Annotated in this window: 17 protein-coding genes and 1 pseudogene; 10 read left to right on the forward strand and 8 right to left on the reverse strand. The window is 63.6% G+C overall.

Annotation, left to right across the window (positions count from 1 at the left end; genetic code table 11):
- Positions 1 to 198 precede the first annotated feature (198 nt).
- From J8I87_RS00005 to J8I87_RS00025, 5 genes are read right to left on the reverse strand one after another with little or no spacing between them, the layout of a single operon-like run.
- Positions 199 to 894 carry a YoaK family protein gene (locus J8I87_RS00005; protein WP_209929407.1) on the reverse strand — a complete coding sequence of 232 codons (696 nt, stop codon included), beginning with the start codon at positions 892 to 894 and terminating at the stop codon, positions 199 to 201.
- On the reverse strand, positions 891 to 1,805 hold the full coding sequence (locus J8I87_RS00010) for a glyoxalase (protein WP_209929408.1): 915 nt from the start codon (positions 1,803 to 1,805) through the stop codon (positions 891 to 893). Before J8I87_RS00010 ends, J8I87_RS00005 begins: the two co-directional genes overlap by 4 nt.
- A gap of 40 nt (positions 1,806 to 1,845) precedes the next feature.
- A complete protein-coding gene (locus tag J8I87_RS00015) occupies positions 1,846 to 2,289 on the reverse strand; it encodes a DoxX family protein (protein WP_209929409.1) in 444 nt (147 codons plus the stop codon).
- Between the two features lies 1 nt (position 2,290).
- Positions 2,291 to 4,180, reverse strand: coding sequence for an amidohydrolase (locus J8I87_RS00020; RefSeq protein ID WP_209929410.1), 1,890 nt, complete (start codon positions 4,178 to 4,180; stop codon positions 2,291 to 2,293).
- A gap of 28 nt (positions 4,181 to 4,208) precedes the next feature.
- Positions 4,209 to 4,376 (reverse strand): DUF1427 family protein, encoded by a 168-nt coding sequence (locus J8I87_RS00025; protein ID WP_209929411.1) that lies wholly within the window; start codon positions 4,374 to 4,376, stop codon positions 4,209 to 4,211.
- Positions 4,377 to 4,516: 140 nt separating this feature from the next.
- Between J8I87_RS00025 and J8I87_RS00030 the strand changes: the two genes are divergently transcribed.
- Complete coding sequence (locus J8I87_RS00030) at positions 4,517 to 5,470, forward strand: LysR family transcriptional regulator (RefSeq protein WP_209929412.1); 954 nt, start codon at positions 4,517 to 4,519, stop codon at positions 5,468 to 5,470.
- Positions 5,471 to 5,509: 39 nt separating this feature from the next.
- Here J8I87_RS00030 and J8I87_RS00035 read toward each other — a convergent pair whose 3' ends face one another.
- The gene (locus J8I87_RS00035) at positions 5,510 to 6,196 is read right to left on the reverse strand and encodes a hydrolase (protein ID WP_209929413.1); all 687 of its coding nucleotides are present in this window, start codon (positions 6,194 to 6,196) and stop codon (positions 5,510 to 5,512) included.
- 277 nt (positions 6,197 to 6,473) lie between these two features.
- On the opposite strand from J8I87_RS00035, the gene J8I87_RS00040 reads away from it, so the two are divergent.
- The 3 genes and pseudogenes from J8I87_RS00040 (at position 6,474) to J8I87_RS00050 (ending at position 7,622) form a co-directional block, all read left to right on the forward strand.
- A complete protein-coding gene (locus tag J8I87_RS00040; RefSeq protein ID WP_209929414.1) occupies positions 6,474 to 6,749 on the forward strand; it encodes a DUF1427 family protein in 276 nt (91 codons plus the stop codon).
- Between the two features lie 49 nt (positions 6,750 to 6,798).
- A pseudogene (locus tag J8I87_RS00045) lies at positions 6,799 to 7,043 on the forward strand (sodium:proton exchanger); the annotation flags it as partial.
- Between the two features lie 273 nt (positions 7,044 to 7,316).
- Entirely contained in the window at positions 7,317 to 7,622 is a 306-nt protein-coding gene (locus tag J8I87_RS00050; RefSeq protein ID WP_313063653.1) for a TolC family protein, read from the forward strand.
- A gap of 24 nt (positions 7,623 to 7,646) precedes the next feature.
- Here J8I87_RS00050 and J8I87_RS00055 read toward each other — a convergent pair whose 3' ends face one another.
- The gene (locus tag J8I87_RS00055; RefSeq protein WP_209929416.1) at positions 7,647 to 8,576 is read right to left on the reverse strand and encodes a LysR family transcriptional regulator; all 930 of its coding nucleotides are present in this window, start codon (positions 8,574 to 8,576) and stop codon (positions 7,647 to 7,649) included.
- Positions 8,577 to 9,037: 461 nt separating this feature from the next.
- On the opposite strand from J8I87_RS00055, the gene J8I87_RS00060 reads away from it, so the two are divergent.
- The 5 genes from J8I87_RS00060 (at position 9,038) to J8I87_RS00080 (ending at position 15,288) form a co-directional block, all read left to right on the forward strand.
- Entirely contained in the window at positions 9,038 to 10,252 is a 1,215-nt protein-coding gene (locus J8I87_RS00060) for an MFS transporter (protein WP_209929417.1), read from the forward strand.
- 180 nt (positions 10,253 to 10,432) lie between these two features.
- Positions 10,433 to 11,707 carry a c-type cytochrome gene (locus J8I87_RS00065; RefSeq protein ID WP_209929418.1) on the forward strand — a complete coding sequence of 425 codons (1,275 nt, stop codon included), beginning with the start codon at positions 10,433 to 10,435 and terminating at the stop codon, positions 11,705 to 11,707.
- Positions 11,704 to 12,216 (forward strand): (2Fe-2S)-binding protein, encoded by a 513-nt coding sequence (locus J8I87_RS00070; protein WP_209929419.1) that lies wholly within the window; start codon positions 11,704 to 11,706, stop codon positions 12,214 to 12,216. The genes J8I87_RS00065 and J8I87_RS00070 overlap by 4 nt, the downstream gene beginning before the upstream one ends.
- Entirely contained in the window at positions 12,213 to 14,477 is a 2,265-nt protein-coding gene (locus J8I87_RS00075) for a xanthine dehydrogenase family protein molybdopterin-binding subunit (protein ID WP_209929420.1), read from the forward strand. The genes J8I87_RS00070 and J8I87_RS00075 overlap by 4 nt, the downstream gene beginning before the upstream one ends.
- A 106-nt stretch (positions 14,478 to 14,583) precedes the next feature.
- Positions 14,584 to 15,288: a TetR/AcrR family transcriptional regulator gene (locus J8I87_RS00080; protein ID WP_209929687.1), complete on the forward strand. Its 705-nt coding sequence runs from the start codon at positions 14,584 to 14,586 to the stop codon at positions 15,286 to 15,288.
- 80 nt (positions 15,289 to 15,368) lie between these two features.
- Here the strand turns inward: J8I87_RS00080 and J8I87_RS00085 are convergent, their stop codons facing one another.
- A complete protein-coding gene (locus J8I87_RS00085) occupies positions 15,369 to 15,809 on the reverse strand; it encodes a hypothetical protein (protein ID WP_209929421.1) in 441 nt (146 codons plus the stop codon).
- A 212-nt stretch (positions 15,810 to 16,021) separates the two neighbouring features.
- Here J8I87_RS00085 and J8I87_RS00090 point away from each other — a divergent pair, with 212 nt between their 5' ends.
- Positions 16,022 to 16,507 carry a VOC family protein gene (locus J8I87_RS00090; RefSeq protein WP_209929422.1) on the forward strand — a complete coding sequence of 162 codons (486 nt, stop codon included), beginning with the start codon at positions 16,022 to 16,024 and terminating at the stop codon, positions 16,505 to 16,507.

The following is a 16,507-nucleotide window of genomic DNA, read 5'->3' on the forward strand; positions in this document are numbered from 1 at the left end:
TCGCAAAGTCGGCCGCGCGGTTCATGCCTGCAACGGGTGCAGCAGCCGAATCCGCAAACGCGGAACTAACGCCCGTCAGCAACAGCCCTGCGATGGCGGTCAGGCTTGCGGTCTTTTCGAATTGACGTCTGCGCGTCGTGGTCGCTGCCATGTATTTCCTTGCCATTGCCGGCTTGTGGTTGTAATCGTGCGCGCGAGTCATGTGCTCCCCGGTAACGCCGCGCGCTCGTGCTCTCCAGTGGTCAGCGCGAGCGCCACGAGTGCACACGCGGGTACGAGCAGCACCCAGAATCCGAGGTAGCGAAAGCCCAGGGCTCCCGCCATCGCGCCGATCGCGAATGCCGCGATGGCCGGCATCATTTGCGCGAATCGTGTGCGTGCCGCCGCGCGGACGCTATCGGGCGCGTCCGCAGAAAGCATGTCGATTACATCCAGGATCGCTTGTGTGACGTTGCCAGTCATCACGGTGTTGGGCACACCACGTCGCTGGATCAGCTTCGGATGCGCGTTTTGCACACCCATCGCCAACGCGCCGACAACGCCGGCCACGATGGCGGGCACACTGTGGGGGTGGTCGAGAGGCGTCGCCCACACGCCGGCAAGGCAAAAGCCGAACATCAGCGCGGCCTGCACCGCATGGAGCAGGCGTGCGCCCTGGCGCGTATGGCGCCCGGATAGCGAGCGCACCAGCAGACTGCTGACGACGACCCCGCCGATGAACGCGGGAAACACGATGAGCTTGAGCAGGATGTCCTGGCCGAAGCCCGCAACAGCCGCCCCGATCAGCACGAAGTTGCCTGTCACGTGCGCGGTGAAGAGCCCGAACAGCGCGACGAAGCTCAACGTATCGACAAACCCGGCGATTGCGGCAAGGATCGTGTCCTCGGATTTCATTTCGCCACGCTTGCGTGGATCTCGGCGACATAGCCACCAGGGAACTGCACGACCGCGGCCTCGCGTCCGTCCGATACGAACGGCGGCACGAGCACGGTCACGTCGGCGGCCTTCGCCTTTAGCAGCGTCGCGTCCAGATTCGAAACTTCATAGCCCGTGGTTTCCCGACCGAATGGATACGGCAGATGGCCATCCGTCACGAGCACAGTCATCTTGCCGAAGCCCGACTCGATGCGAATCCGGCGATATGTGTCGTTCGGCCGGCCGATTTCGATGCCTGGCGCCTTGAGGTCATCGGACACCACCCTGCCATGCGAGAACTTCACGAAATCGTGAACGAGCTTGTGCACGCTTTGCGCCGACACGTAGACGCGGTTCTCGGGAACGGTCTGCAACGCATCGTAGTGCGGGGCCTGGGTATGCCAGTAGAGTTGCATGTTCACGCCACCCGGCCACTGGATGACCACGTCGCGGCCAATCGGATCGGGGAACGTGTCGACGATCACATCCGCGCCGTGCGCCCGCGCCGCGTTCACTGCCGCGTCCATGTCGGTCACGAGGTAGCCCGTGCGTTCCGCGCCGAAGGGGTACGGCATCGGCGTCTTGAAGCCGAATACGGAGATCGTGCCCACCGGCGTAAACACGAGTTGCGACATCGTCTGGCTCGGCGTGGGCGTCACCTGGAAAACGCCCTGCTTCGACTTGCTGCCGCCGAACGTCGCCACGAAGCTGTCGGTGAAGCGATCGTAATCCTCCGGCGCGACATACACGTGTGTCGTATCGTACTGCGGAGCGACGGCGACAGCCGGCGTCCCCGCCTCCACGACCGTCGGCTTCGCGAACGAAACCGGCGCGGCGGCGAGACCGCCTGCGATCATCAACGCAAGCAACGCCGAGCGAATGGTGTTCATAGCGATATTTCCCTGTTGTTTCGTCATACTGTCCAAATCATCAGGCGCTGCCGCCTGCGGCATTTTCTGAATCGCCGGACATGGTCACGAGCACAAGTGCTGCGACCAGGCCGAGGTGCTCGAAAAAGCTGTTGAGCGCCATAAAGCGCGCGACGCCCGTCTGGTTCCAGAAGTCGCTGGCAACCAGCATCGCGACGACGGTGAGAACGCCAAGGCCGCCTGCGCCGATCCACACGAAGCGGCGAAATACCACGCACAGCGAACCACCGATCTCGACGGCGACCGCGAGCGCGGCCCAAAGCCCAGCCGGGCGCAGGCCGAAATGCGCCTGCTCGGCGATCGCCGCGTCGAAGTTCATCGCCTTGTCGATGCCGCCGATCAGGAACGCCGACACAAGCGCGAGGCGCACGAGCGGCCCGCTCCATGGCTGCGAAAGCAGCGTGCGAACCCATGTGGGGCTGCCTCGGCCAGTCATTCTCGCCATCTCAGATCGCCCAGCAGGAGCAGCCGAGCGCGCCCCAGAAGCCCTTCGCGTCCGAGGTCGGCAACGCGCTGTTCCACGCGCTTGCGTGCGCATGACCGTGCATGTTGCACGCACTCGCGCAGCCGCACATCGCCGCCGCGGCGGCACGCTGCAGCGGTGCGCCACTGCGTTGCGTCGCGCCCCAGCCGCCGTAGCCGCCAAACTGGCGCACGGGAGACCAGTCGGGCATCGCCGGGGGAATCGGCGCGTCGTACTGTGAGAACGGGCCCGTACCCCAGACGATCCTGCCACCGACCACCGTCAACAACGCGGTGGTATCGGCAATATCGTCCTCGGCACACGCGAAGAAGTCGCGGTCCGGCACCATCAGGTCGGCAAGTTGCCCGACCGCGATGCGGCCTTTCTTGCCCTCTTCGTTCGAGAACCACGTGACGTATTCCGTCCACATGCGCAGGGCCGTTTCACGGTCGAGCAGATTGCGTTGCGGATACATGCGCAAGCCCGCGACCGTCTTGCCGCTCACGAGCCACGCGAGCGAAACCCACGGGTTGTACGACGCCACTCGCGTCGCGTCGGTGCCGGCGGAAACCTTCAGGCCCTTCTCCAGCATTCTCGCGACAGGAGGGGTCGCTTCGGCTGCGCGCGCACCATATTGCTCGACGAAGTATTCGCCCTGGTAGGCCATGCGGTGTTGCACCGCGATCCCGCCACCTAACGCTGCAATGCGGTCCATCGAACGTTCGGACACGGTTTCCGCATGATCGAAAAACCAGTTGATGCCGTCGAGCGGAATGTCCTTGTTGACCTTTTCGAACACGTCGAGCGCGCGGCTGATGGTTTCGTCGTACGTGGCGTGCAGCCGCCATGGCCAGCGGTTCTGCGCGAGCACGCGCACCACGCCTTCGAGTTCGTCCTCCATTTCGGGCGCAAGCTCCGGGCGCGCCACGCGGAAGTCCTCGAAGTCGGCCGCCGAAAAAACGAGCATCTCGCCCGCGCCGTTCTGGCGAAAATAGTCCGTCCCATCGTGATACTTGACTGTGCTGGTCCAGTTCAAGAAGTCATCTTTCTCGGCCTTCGGCTTCTGTGTGAACAGGTTGTAAGCAATGCGAATGGTCATATCGCCCGCATCGTGCAGCTTGCGAATGACCTCGTAATCTTCAGGATAGTTCTGTGACCCGCCGCCCGCGTCGATTGCGCCAGTCACGCCAAGCCGGTTCAGCTCGCGCATGAAATGTCGAGTCGAGTTGTACTGGTACTCGGGCGGCAGCTTCGGGCCTTTCGCGAGCGTGGCATAGAGGATCGCGGCGTTCGGATTGGCAAGCAGCAGCCCGGTGGGATTGCCCGTGCCGTCGCGCAGGATCTTGCCTCCCGGCGGCTCCGGCGTGTCTTTCGTATAGCCGACGACACGCAGTGCGGCTGCATTGAGCAGTGCGCGGTCGTACAGATGCAAGATGAACACGGGCGTATCCGGCGCCGCCGCGTTGAGCTCTTCGATCGTCGGCAGGCGCTTTTCCACGAACTGGTGCTCGGTAAAGCCGCCGACCACGCGCACCCATTGCGGCGCTGGCGTAATCGCAACCTGCTGCTTGAGCATTTCCATGGCGACGGCGAGCGATCGCACGCCGTCCCAGCGCAGCTCCATGTTGTAGTTCAGACCGCCGCGGATCAAATGCAGGTGGTTGTCGATCAGGCCCGGTAGCGCGGTGCGACCAGCGAGATCGATAACTCTCGTCGCTGTGCCTGCGAGCGGCATGACGTCGGCATCGCTGCCGACCGCCACGAAGCGGCCGTCGGCAATCGCCACGGCGGTGGCGGTCGGATTCGAACGATCCAGCGTAGTGAACCGTCCGTTATGCAGAATGAGATCGGGCTGGATACCGGAGGCACTCATGTGCGTTTCCTCGCTTGACTCAAATCGATTAAAAGCCGAACAACGGCTTGAACAATGGAATGGCCTGCGCGCCGATCAGCATGCCCAACAATCCAATGAGGGCGATCAACGGAGGCGCTGGCGAGCGGACCTTGATCACGCTGTAAATCATGCCTATCAGCAAGCCCGCGCTCAGTGACACCAGATGCGATTCCATAGATCTCTCTCACAGTCAGATCAGAATGCGGGTCACACATTCTGCTTAACTCTCCGGGCCAGACGCCCTGTTTCCCGGTAGTATTTGGTGATGCTTATCTCAAGAAGAGATATGTCGTACCTTCCTCGATTCGACTGGACATGAAAAATCTACCCGACCTCGAAGCCTGGGCCATCTTCGCGCGTGTTGCCGAGACTGGCTCGTTCGCGAGAGCCGCCGAGCTGCTTGGCATTTCGAAACCGACCGTGTCCAAAGCCATCGCCCGTCTCGAACAACGGCTTGGAGCCATGCTGCTCTATCGCACGACGCGCAAGCTGTCACTCACGCCGACCGGCGAGTCGTTGCGCGACCGGGCAATTCAGCTGCTTGTAGACGCCGAGATCTTCGAAAGCGAAACGTCCGCGCTCGCACTCGAGCCGCACGGCCTCGTACGCCTGGCTGCCCCTGCGTCGTTCGGTCTGCGCTATCTCGCACCCCTGCTTCCTGCCTTTCTCGAGCGCTACCCGAGCGTCGATGTCGATCTCGCGCTCTCCGACGACCTGGTCGACATCGTGTCCGCCGGCATCGACATCGCGATCCGAATTGCAGATCTCGACGATTCCTCGCTGCGCGCAAGACGGCTCTGCGCCGTGCGCAGGCCGGTCGTCGCATCCCCCGCCTATCTCGAGCAGCACGGACGCCCAACGCACCCGCGCGACTTCGAGCGGTATGAGAGCCTGGTCTACACGAACTTGCACACGCCCGAATACTGGCGCTTTCGCAACACGGTATCGGGCGACGAGTACACCGTGCAGCTGCGCGCACGCGTGCGCACCAACAATGCCGAAGTGATCCTGCCGGCCTTGATCGCCGGGCGTGGCCTCGCGGTCCAGCCCGAGTATCTGGTCTGGGACGCACTTCAGCGCGGCGAACTCGAGCACGTCATGTGTGACTGGAAGGTCGCCGACGTCGACGTCAATCTGATCACGCCGCCTGGCATACTTCGCACGACGCGCGTTACCGCATTGATCAACTTTCTTGTCGAGCATCTGGCGCACGCTCCGTGGGCTATGTCCGAACCTTTGAGTGCGGAATTAAGCGACGGATCCAAATGAAACGCGCCGCATTGGCTCCCGGAATCGTGATGAACGCGCTTATCTTGCAGGCACCGCAGCGAGCACCTCATGCTGCACACCGGTGCGCTGCGGCGCCTTATGGACCATGGTGTACGCATAATCGACGCCCATGCCGTATGCACCCGAGTGTTCCTTCGCGATTGCCATGACTGCGTCATACGTTTCGCGGCGCGCCCAGTCGCGCTGCCATTCGAGCATCACTTGTTGCCACGTGACCGGCACGACGCCTGCCTGGATCATGCGCTGCATCGAATAATCGTGTGCGTCCTTGGACGTGCCGCCCGATGCGTCGGCAACCATGTAGATTTCGTAATTGCCTTCGAGCATCGCACAGAGCGCAAAAGTTGTATTGCAGACCTCCGTCCACAGACCCGCCACGACCACTTTCTTGCGTCCATTTGCGGCGAGCGCATCGCGCACCTTCTGATCGTCCCATGAGTTCATCGAGGTACGCTCAAGCAACTTGTGGTCAGGAAACACGTCGAGCAGTTCCGGATACGTGAACCCTGAGAAGCTTTGCGACTCGACCGTGGTGATCGTGGTCGGAATCTCGAACACCTTGGCTGCCTTGGCCAAGGCCACAACGTTGTTCTTCAGCACCTGGCGGTCGATCGATTGCACGCCGAAGGCCATTTGCGGCTGTTGATCGATGATGATGAACTGGCTGTTCTGCGGGGTGAGTACTTCGAGTTTCGGATTGTTCATGGTTTCCATGTCCTTTGTGCCGGTCGGAGATAAGTCCCCCTCGCCGAATGATCGGGAGGAGTGCGTTTCGCTGCGAAAGCTGACGTCTAACTGCCGTTATTTGACACGAAGAATCGGAAAATCGACAGTTAAAGAAACGGAAATAATCTAATTCCCTAAACTTGCCTTAAATGATCTGAATGGGCCTTCTCTTAAGCCTTCAAAGTCGATACGCTTTTAAAAAAAATTTTCCGCTCGGAGGCTATGGAGCCGACTGATCGTCAACGAGGTCCGTAACATGAAACCGTATTTCCTTTCGTTATTCGCCGGAATACTTGCCGGAGTCGTTTATGGTGCGATGGGCGTGCAGTCGCCAGCCCCGCCCACGATCGCGCTGCTCGGCCTGCTGGGCATGCTGGCCGGCGAGCAGATCCTGCCGCTCGCACGACAGGTGCTATCTGGCCTTAAGCTGGGCGCGGCATGGCGTGAAGCGAAATGCAGCCAGCACATGTTCGGGAGGCTGCCGGGCGCTCACGTATCCGACGTGGCCGCAAGAGACCGGCAATCGTCGTGAAGGACCACCACTCACACGAGTGCGCGCGGCATCAACCGCCCGCGCACCAATGAACAACGTCGGGGTCTTTCAATACCTGCTGCTGCTCATCTGCGGCGCGGGCGTGCTGACCTGGTTCGCCAACCGCATTGCCATCCCCCTGCCGTCGTACTGCTGACGGGCGGCTGCGTGATCGCCGTCGCCGGCAAGCGCGTGCCCGGCATGGACTCCGACCTGCTGCTCGCAGCGGTCCTGCCGCCGCTGCTGATGTCGAGCGCGTTCTACACAGTGTGGAAGGAATTCCGACGGGAGGTTCGATGGTAGTGGCGTGGAGTCCGTATGTCTTGTCGGGGTTTCGACGCCGGCGCGGCGCGCAGTTACCTGACAACGGGCAACGGCGAACGGGCACTCATGGCGGCAGGCGCAGAAGCGCCCGCACGGATCATGCACCTCGTGCCCTCGATCATGGTGGGTGACTTCCTGATCAGCGGTGCTCAGCCCCCACTCGTATTTGCCAAGGCATTACAGAGGAGTGCGAGGCAAATAAAGCGTTGAGCCCTGTTCGGTGCCCCGGAATTCGAGCACCTCATTGCGAAGGCGCTGGAGCAGAGCATGGACATCAAGCAGGCGAATGCACGCATCGACCTGGCCCGTGCGGCCGTGACCGTGAGCCAGGCGGAGCTTACAGCTTCGGTCGATGTGGGTGGAGGCTATTCGCGCAGCCGCGCATCGGGAACGATCGACAATGCGTTGCCCAAACGCATGATGAGTACTTGGTCGGTGGCGACAGAAGGGCCGCCCGCTAGCGCGTCAGGCACGGCAACACGGGCGCTACGGCATCCATATTCGCAGCATAGGAAGTCGCGGGCATTAAGAGCCGCTGAATTGTTCTGAATGTTCCCGGCATCGCGCGGCGCGCTATCCCGGCTCCTGCCCCACGCGCGCTTCGAGGAATTGCAGCAAGGCTCGCACTTTGGTCGAATGACGCCTGTTGGGAAGATACGCCGCGTAGGCGACGGCGTCGCTGTTGTGCGGCGTCACGCGCCAGTCCGCGAAGCAGTGCATCAGGCGGCCCGCATGGACGTGCTCGTTCACGAGCCACGCGGGCAGCAGCGCGAAGCCCTGTCCCGCCAGCGCCGCTTCCAGCAGCATGTCGAGGCTGTTGGAAATGAGGCGCCCACGCACGTTCACCCTTTCCTCCCCTTCGCCCTCCCCTGCTCCGCGCGAGAACGTCCAGATCTGGCGGGCGCGATAACTGCCACCGTAAGCGATGCGCAAACACTCGCGCTCCGCCAGTTCGCCGGGATGCTGGGGCATGCCGACGTGGTCGAGATAGTCGTGGTTCGCGACGACAATACGTGGATTGTCGGCGAGCTTGCGCACGATCAGATTGGGATCGCCCGACGGCAGCCCGATCCGCACGGCGAGGTCGATGCGCTCGATGGCGAGGTCAACGAAATGATCGGCGACCACGACGTCGAGGGCTACGCGCGGATACTCGCGCAAATACGCGGCCAGATGCGGCGCGAGCACCATGCGGTTATAGACAGACGGCACTGTGATGCGCAACGCACCCGCGGGTGCGCCACCGCTGTCGAGCACGCTTTCATCGGCCTCCGCGAGGTCATCGAGCACCTTGGAAATCTGCTCGACGTAGGCCGCGCCTGCATCGGTGAGGCTGACACGGCGCGGCGTGCGCGTGAGCAGCGCCGTGCCGAGCGAGGCTTCGAGAGCATCCATCAGACGCGTGACGGACGACGTCGCCACACCGAGGCGCTGGGCGGCTTTGGCGAAGCCACCTGCGTCCGCGACCTCGAGAAGCGTGTTGAGCGCGAGAAGTTTGTCCATCTGCCGATTATGCCAGCGGGAGATCGGCCGCTCGCAGTACCGGTGATAGGGCCATCCACCGGAATTTTATCGTTCGATCAATTCCTCTTGACCACGACGCCGATTCGTGCGCGCACTGCGTACGGATTAATGGCCCGATTCAAGATTTTTCAGGTGCGTCATGACAACCTTCTGAGCGTCAGCAGGACAGATGGCGGCAAGCGAATCGCTAACGGGGCGGGTCTCGGCGCGCGATCGCGCCGGTTAAACGGATCGCGACCTCTACGTTGCAGAGAATGCAACGGGAGATTGCGCCACGAGGGTATTCCGCGGGCGGCGACAGGTGCCTAAGCTGTGACCCGTCGACATGGCCTGTGCCGTTCCCGTGTCGAGAGCGCTCGGACGCGGCGCTCGCCGAAGTTCGGGCCGCGGCCTGCACCGCGCCGGCCCGCCACAGTGACCTTATCGTTGAAGGAGCCATCATGTCTTCACCCTCGAGCACGCTTGGCGGCAGCAAGCACGCCATCAAGCTCACCCAGGGTCTTGTCGCGTTGTTCGCGTTCAGTTGCGGCGCGATCGTCGCGAACCTGTATTACGCGCAGCCGATCACCGAATTGATCAGCCCGTCGCTCCATATGTCCGCCGGTTCGGCGGGCCTGATCGTTTCACTCACGCAGATCGGCTATGCATTGGGCCTGTTTTTCATCGTGCCGCTCGGCGACCTGCTCGAAAACCGCAAGCTCATGATTACGACCGCGCTCGTATCGATCGCGAGCCTCGCGGCCGCCTCGCTAGCGCATTCGCCGGGCTGGTTCCTCGCCATCTCGCTGCTGATCGGCTTTAGCTCGGTCGCCGTGCAAATTCTCATTCCGCTCGCCGCGCACCTGGCGCCCGATCATGCGCGTGGGCGTATTGTCGGCACGATCATGAGCGGCCTTCTGCTCGGAATCCTGCTCTCGCGCCCCCTATCGAGCCTCGTTGCCGATCATTTCGGCTGGCGCTTCGTCTTTGCTGCCGCCGCCGTGCTGATGGCGCTCGTCACCACCGTTCTCGCGCTCACGATTCCGCGCCGGCAGCCCGAGCATCAGGCAACCTATTTCGAGCTCATCGGCTCGCTGCTTCATCTCGTGCGCACCATGCCGGTCCTGCGGCATCGCGCGCTTTATCAGGGCCTGGTGTTCGCCTCGTTCAGCCTGTTCTGGACCGCCGTGCCCATCGAGCTCACCCGTCACTACGGCCTCTCGCAGTCCGCCATCGCCCTCTTCGCGCTGGTGGGCGCGATCGGCGCCACGTCCGCGCCGGTTGCCGGGCGCCTCGCAGACGCAGGGCACTCGGTGCGGGCCACTCTCGTCGCCCTGAGCGCAGCCACGCTGGCCTATACGCCCGCGCTCGTCCATCCGGCGTTCGGTGTCTATGGCCTCGTGGTGACGGGTATCGTGCTGGACTTCGCTGCGCAGATGAACATGGTCCTCGGCCAACGCGAAATCTACGCGCTCCATGCCGCCAGCCGCGGCCGCCTCAACGCGCTCTACATGACGAGCATCTTCGTTGGCGGGGCGCTCGGCTCGGCACTGGCAAGCCCGCTGTACGAGCGTGGCGGCTGGACGCTCGTGGCCGGTGCCGCGCTGGTTTTCCCGCTCATTGCTTGCGTCCATTACTGGTTCGTCGGCCGTCCGCATGCCCACGGCAGAACGTGAGCGTGCATCGCCGGCACGGCTGCGCATCGGTCGCGGTGCCCAGCAGGCGCTCAAGCCGGTTCACAACCTTGGCATCCGCGCCAGGAATCCCACCATGTCCTATTCACACAGCCCTCAAGATCTGTCCGGCGCCGCCAACGAGCCCAGCACCGTGCTCTTGACCTCGCATAGGGAGCACCCATGAATCGCCGACGCATCTCGATTGGCGCGGCAGGAGTGGTGATAGCGGCCCTCGCGATCGCCGCTGCCATCATCTACAAGCCGGCGATCGCCCCCATCTCGCCGCCCGCGCCGGACAGCTTCGATGCACAACTCAAGCGCGAAGGGGCGCGCGTGGTCGCGCTTGGCGACTGCGCCGTCTGCCATACGGCGAAGAACGGCCGCCCGTTCGCGGGCGGCTTGCCGCTCGCCACGCCGTTCGGCACCATCTATGCGACCAACATCACGCCCGACCCGCGGACGGGCATCGGCGCCTGGTCCGAGGCCGCCTTTGCGCGCGCAGTGCGCCATGGGGTGTCGCGCGACGGCCATCTGCTCTATCCAGCCTTCCCCTATGTGCATTTCACGCGCATGTCCGACCACGACATCGCCGCGGCCTATGCCTACCTGATGAGCCGCGAACCCGTCCAGGCAACGGTGCCCGCCAACGAGTTGATGTTCCCGCTGAACTTCCGGCCGCCGTTGGCCTTCTGGAACCTGCTCTTCCTGCGACCGGGGCCGCATGAGGCGGACGCTTCACACGATGCACAATGGAATCGCGGCAAGCTGCTCGTCGATGGCCTCGGCCACTGCGCCTCGTGCCATTCGCCGCTGAACGCAATTGGCGGAGAGAAAGCCGGCCACGCGTTCGATGGCGGCATCGTGGACGGCTGGGAAGCGCCGCCGCTGAACGTACTGGACAGCGCGGCAAAGCCGTGGACCCGGGAGCAGCTCGTCACCTACCTTCGCACGGGACGCGCCTCCGAGCACGGCGCCGCGGCGGGCCCAATGCTTCCCGTCACGCGCGATCTGGCAACGGTGCCGGCCGATGATGTCGAGGCAATCGCGACCTATATCCTGTCGCTCCAGAAAGGCGCGTCGCCCGCTCCAGAGCGCGTCGCGACACGCGAAGCTACATCTGCCGGGCAGCGCGGCGCAGTGCTCTTCAACGCTTCGTGTGCTCAATGCCACGGCGCGGCCTCGCCGATGCAGACGATCGGTGAGCGCCCGACGCTCGCGTTCAGCACGGCGGTCAACGCGGGAACGCCGCGCAACGCCGTCCAGATGATTCTCAACGGCATCACCTGGCACGGTGAGGATTCGATCAACTACATGCCCGCGTTCTCCGGCGTCTACGACGACCGCCAGATCGCCGACCTCGTCGCCTACGTGCGGGGCGCCTACGCGACGAAGCCTGCCTGGCCCGACGCGCAACCGCTCGTCGCCGGGCTCAGAAAGGAGAACAGTGCGCGATGATTTCACTCAACGTAAACGGGGTCCAGCACTCGCTCGACATCGACCCTTCGATGCCGCTGCTCTACGCGCTGCGCAATGACCTCAAGCTGCATGGCGCAAAGTTCGGCTGCGGGCTCGGCCAATGCGGCGCCTGCACCGTGATCGTGGACGGCGAGGCGACCTTCTCGTGCCTCGTGCCCGTCAGCGCGATCGGCACGCGGCCTGTGCGCACGCTCGAAAGCCTTGGCAGCGCGCAACGTCCAGGCGCGCTGCAGCAATCGTTCATCAAGCATCAGGCGGCCCAGTGCGGGTATTGCATCGCCGGCATGATCATGCGCGCGCAGGCGCTGCTCGAACGCAACCCGCATCCTGGCGAGCAGGAAATCCGCGCCCACATGGAGCCCAACCTGTGTCGTTGCGGCACGCACATGCGCATTCTTGCCGCCATCCGCGAAGTCGCGGGACTGCCCGCACAGCAGGCGGGCGCCCCGGCCGCGCAACGCATTACCGCCGCGAAGACCGCATCATGAGCGACCACGACGATTCCATCGACAAGAGCCGTCGCCACTTCATGATTTCGGGCGCGCTTTTTGTCGCGTTCAGCCTGGTCAAGGGCACCAACGCGCTCGCGCAGGAAGTCATCGCCGATGAAGGCGCCGCCGTGCACGTTGGGAAGGGGACGCAGGCGCTTGCCGGCAGCCTCAAGACCAATCCGCTACTCGATGCCTGGATCAAGATCACGCCCGAAGGCAAGGTCACGGTCTTCACGGGCAAGGTCGAACTCGGTACAGGCGTGCGTACCGCGCTGCTTCAGGTCGCTGCCGAGGAGCTGAATATGGCGCCCGCGCTCATCACGTTCCTCACCGCGGACACCGGTGCCTCGCCGGACGAAGGCCTGACGGCCGGCAGTCATACCATGGCCGACAGCGGCAGTGCGCTGCTCAATGCCGCCGCGCAGGTGCGTGGACTGCTCGTCGACGCCGCCGCGAAGCGCTTTGGCGTCGATACCGGCGCGCTCAGCGCGAGCGACGCTGTCATTCGCACGCAGGACGGCCGCACGATGACTTACGGCGAGGCCGTCGGTCTCGTGGACCTTCATCGCAGCGCAACGCCCACTTCGCCGCTCAAGGACCCGAAGACGTTCCGCGTGATCGGCACGGCGCTCCCGCGGCTCGACATACCGTCGAAGGTCACGGGCGGCGCGAGCTACGTCCAGGACATGCAGTTGCCCGGCATGCTGCACGCCCGCGTCGTCATGCCGCCCGTGTACGACGCGAAGCTCATCACCTTCGACGAAGCCGCCGTGATGAAGATGCCCGGCGTCGTCAAGGTCGTGCGCAACGGCAGCATGCTGGCCGTGGTGGCGCAAGGCGAATGGCAGGCGGTGGTCGCGCAACGCGCCCTCTCGGCCAGCGCCCAGTGGTCACCGGGGCGCGCGTTGCCGGACCCGGAAACGGTGCATCGCGATCTCAAGCAGATCGCCACGCAGCAGATCAAAATCGCGGATCATCACGCGTCGATGGCCCCCGCCGCGAAGACGCTCAACGCGCGTTTCATCAAGCACTACCTGCTGCACGGCTCGATCGGCCCGTCCTGTGCCGTTGCGCATCTCGAAGGCGCCCAGCTTACCGTCTGGACCCATTCGCAGGGCGTCTATCCGCTGCGCGACGCGCTGGCTGAAATGCTGTCGATGCAAAAGGAGAACGTGCGCTGCATCCACGTCGAAGGCTCTGGCTGCTACGGCCACAACGCCGCGGACGACGCGGCCGCCCACGCAGCACTGATCTCGACCGCCATGCCGGGGCATCCCATCCGCGTGCAGTGGATGCGCGAGCAGGAACACACGTGGGATCACTTCACACCCGCGATGGTGACGGAAGTGAAGGCGTCCATCGACGCGAGCGGCAAGATCGTGGACTGGCAATATGCGCTGTGGAGCAGTTCGCACAATGAGCGCATCGTCAACGCCGGCCGGCTGCTGCCCGCGCGCATGCTCGAAAAGCCTTTCGTTTCCGCGCCGTCCGCGCCGATGCTGCAGCCCGAGGGCGGGGGCGACCGCAACGCGATTCCGCTGTACACGCTGCCGAACATCGAGGTGATGAACAACTTCTCGCCGACCATGCCCTTGCAGACCTCGGCCATGCGCTCGCTCGGCGCGCACACCAACGTATTCGCCATCGAGAGCGTGATGGACGAACTGGCGCATATGGCCGGCATCGACCCGGTCGAGTTCCGGCTGCGCCACCTCGACGATCCGCGCGCGAAAGACGTGATCCGGCTGGCGGCGAAGCAGTTTGGATGGCCGCGTGCGCCGCGCGCTCGCAATCACGGCGTGGGCTTTGCGTTTGCGAAGTACAAGAACCTGATGGGCTATGTCGCCATCGCCGCCGAAGTTCTGGTCGAGCCCGAGACTGGGCTCGTGAAACTCGAACAGGCGGTGGCGGCCGTGGATTGCGGCCAGGTCGTGAATCCCGATGGCGTGCGCAACCAGATCGAAGGCGGCATCGTGCAGTCGGCCAGTTGGACGCTGCACGAAGAACTGCGCTACGACACGCGCCGCATTCGCAGCTTCGACTGGGGCACGTACCCGATCCTTCGCTTTTCGTCCGTGCCGGCGCGCATCGACGTCCACCTGATCGACCGGCCAGGCGCGCCGTTCCTCGGAACGGCGGAGGCGTCGATGGGCCCCACGGCAGGCGCGCTCGTCAACGCGCTGTTCGACGCTACGGGCAAGCGCGTGCGCGAAATGCCGCTCGCGGGCGACACGCTGAGAAGGCTCATCGAGGTTTGACGCCAGGCTTCAGCCGGCACGGCGGGTGGCGGGCGACGCGGTGCAGCTAGCCACCCAGGTGCAAACTTTGTATGATCCATTCCACCCATCGTGTAGTGGATCCAGCATGCCTCGAAGAAAAAGCGCGGAGACCGCACCGCCCGGCGACGCGCCGCATCCCCGCCAGCCTGGCGCGAGCCGCCGCCTCCCGCCCGAAGTACGCGAGCGGCAAATCGTCCTCAAGGCCATCGATCATTTCGCGACGCACGGATTTTCAGGCAGCACGCGCGAGCTGGCGCGCCAGCTTGGCGTCACCCAACCGCTGCTCTACCGATATTTCCCCAGCAAGGAGGCGCTCCTCGACCGCGTCTACGACGAAGTCTACGAGTGGAACACTGCGTGGGAGAAGCTGATTACGGACCGGACAATTCCCATTCAGGAAAGGATGGTCAGCTTCTACACTGCGTACGCAAAGGTCATCCTGCGCCGGGAGTGGATTCGCATCTTCATCTTCGCCGGCCTCATGAAGGAAGGCATCAACTCGAAATATCTCGGGCGGCTGCGTGAGCGCGTGTTCGTCCCGATGATGCGTGAGATCCGTGCCGCTTATGGTGCCGGCGCCGCCACGACCGCCTCCGAACGGGCGTCCGACCTCGAACTGATCTGGAGCCTGCACGCCAGCATTTTCTATATCGGCGTGCGCAAATGGATTTACGGCCTGCCAGTGCCAGAAGACATCGACGCGCAGATCGCGCAGCAAGTCGACGCGTTCCTCAATGGCGTCCCTCACGCGCTCAAGCAGTCGCGCCGCAAGCCGCCCAAGCGGGCCTGACGGTTTGCTGGATCGCGGTGTTTCGCTGGTCGCGCATCAACGCCATTAGAGCCGCGTGAGACACGGGCCATCCGCGCCAATCAAAAGAGATGCGCGCGTGCACGCTCGCCATTCGAGAGGATCGCTTCCACTCGCGCGCCGTCCTGCTCGATGCCCGAGAGCGCGAGGCCCGCATGAACGACGCCCTCCGGCAACCCGGTTCTCAACGTGTTGTACAGCACGTTCCAGGACGTCTGCGCCTGCAGCATGCGCTGGCGAAACCGCGCTGCGCCGCTCGCGTCGAGAAACTGCCGGTCCCGCGACGGCACGCTGAATTGCGGCCCATGCGCGATGCCGGCGAAGCGGAAAGCCTCGAGCAGGTCCCGCTGCATGACGATGCCGCCGCCCCTGATATCCAGTTCATTGACCGATCGCTCGTACACGTCGACCGTCCAGCCGATCTCGCGCAACGCGGCTGCGGCGAACAGTCCACCCAGCGAACCGCCGATGACTATTGCCCGATACGGCGTGTGATCAGCCATGTCACTGCTCCTTGCAATCTGCTTTGCCAAACGCGAATAGCGTAAGCGTGACGGCCGGCATTCGGAACACAGGCCGTACGCAATACAGCGTTGCGTTACTGGGCAAGCCAGGCCAGGGTTAATACCCTTCGAACCGGCTTCGTGCTTCACGAATTTTGAATTAGAATTTATCGAACGATCATTAATCGACCGATAAATAGTAGGAGCACATCATGCCTGTTACGAAACTGGCCCACTATTCGATTCGCACACTCGACCTCGAGAAATCGTGCAGTTTCTACGAGCGCGTGCTCGGATTCAAACGTGGCTACCGTCCGCCCTTCGACTTCCCCGGCGCGTGGCTCTATAAGGGCGGCGACGAAAGCGACTACGGCACGGTTCACATCATTGGTGTCGACCCTGGCAACCCCGAAGGGCTCGTTGCCTATCTGGGCAACAAGGCGTTGCCGGCAACTGGGACGGGAACCGTTGACCATATCGCGTTTCTCGCCACCGGGGTTGAAGCCATGTGGAACACGCTGCGCGCCGAGAACATCGCATGGCGCGACCGCACGGTGCCTGGCCTCGGCCTGCACCAGGTCTTTATCGAAGATCCCTCGGGCGTCACGATCGAGCTCAACTTCCCTGCCACCGAAGTGGCGCATCTGCACGGTCTGAGCGCAGCCCAACTTCAAAGCGCAGTGGCCAACGGAGCCTGA

The organism is Paraburkholderia sp. LEh10 (assembly GCF_017814945.1).
Classification (GTDB): Bacteria; Pseudomonadota; Gammaproteobacteria; order Burkholderiales; family Burkholderiaceae; genus Paraburkholderia.

Excerpts from the sequence above, each read along its gene's own strand:
- J8I87_RS00005 (WP_209929407.1), bottom strand. The coding sequence starts at position 894 with ATGAAATCCGAGGACACGATCCTTGCCGCAATCGCCGGGTTTGTCGAT.
- J8I87_RS00010 (WP_209929408.1), bottom strand. The coding sequence starts at position 1,805 with ATGAACACCATTCGCTCGGCGTTGCTTGCGTTGATGATCGCAGGCGGT.
- J8I87_RS00015 (WP_209929409.1), bottom strand. The coding sequence starts at position 2,289 with ATGGCGAGAATGACTGGCCGAGGCAGCCCCACATGGGTTCGCACGCTG.
- J8I87_RS00020 (WP_209929410.1), bottom strand. The coding sequence starts at position 4,180 with ATGAGTGCCTCCGGTATCCAGCCCGATCTCATTCTGCATAACGGACGG.
- J8I87_RS00025 (WP_209929411.1), bottom strand. The coding sequence starts at position 4,376 with ATGGAATCGCATCTGGTGTCACTGAGCGCGGGCTTGCTGATAGGCATG.
- J8I87_RS00030 (WP_209929412.1), top strand. The coding sequence starts at position 4,517 with ATGAAAAATCTACCCGACCTCGAAGCCTGGGCCATCTTCGCGCGTGTT.
- J8I87_RS00035 (WP_209929413.1), bottom strand. The coding sequence starts at position 6,196 with ATGAACAATCCGAAACTCGAAGTACTCACCCCGCAGAACAGCCAGTTC.
- J8I87_RS00040 (WP_209929414.1), top strand. The coding sequence starts at position 6,474 with ATGAAACCGTATTTCCTTTCGTTATTCGCCGGAATACTTGCCGGAGTC.
- J8I87_RS00055 (WP_209929416.1), bottom strand. The coding sequence starts at position 8,576 with ATGGACAAACTTCTCGCGCTCAACACGCTTCTCGAGGTCGCGGACGCA.
- J8I87_RS00060 (WP_209929417.1), top strand. The coding sequence starts at position 9,038 with ATGTCTTCACCCTCGAGCACGCTTGGCGGCAGCAAGCACGCCATCAAG.
- J8I87_RS00065 (WP_209929418.1), top strand. The coding sequence starts at position 10,433 with ATGAATCGCCGACGCATCTCGATTGGCGCGGCAGGAGTGGTGATAGCG.
- J8I87_RS00070 (WP_209929419.1), top strand. The coding sequence starts at position 11,704 with ATGATTTCACTCAACGTAAACGGGGTCCAGCACTCGCTCGACATCGAC.
- J8I87_RS00075 (WP_209929420.1), top strand. The coding sequence starts at position 12,213 with ATGAGCGACCACGACGATTCCATCGACAAGAGCCGTCGCCACTTCATG.
- J8I87_RS00080 (WP_209929687.1), top strand. The coding sequence starts at position 14,584 with ATGCCTCGAAGAAAAAGCGCGGAGACCGCACCGCCCGGCGACGCGCCG.
- J8I87_RS00085 (WP_209929421.1), bottom strand. The coding sequence starts at position 15,809 with ATGGCTGATCACACGCCGTATCGGGCAATAGTCATCGGCGGTTCGCTG.
- J8I87_RS00090 (WP_209929422.1), top strand. The coding sequence starts at position 16,022 with ATGCCTGTTACGAAACTGGCCCACTATTCGATTCGCACACTCGACCTC.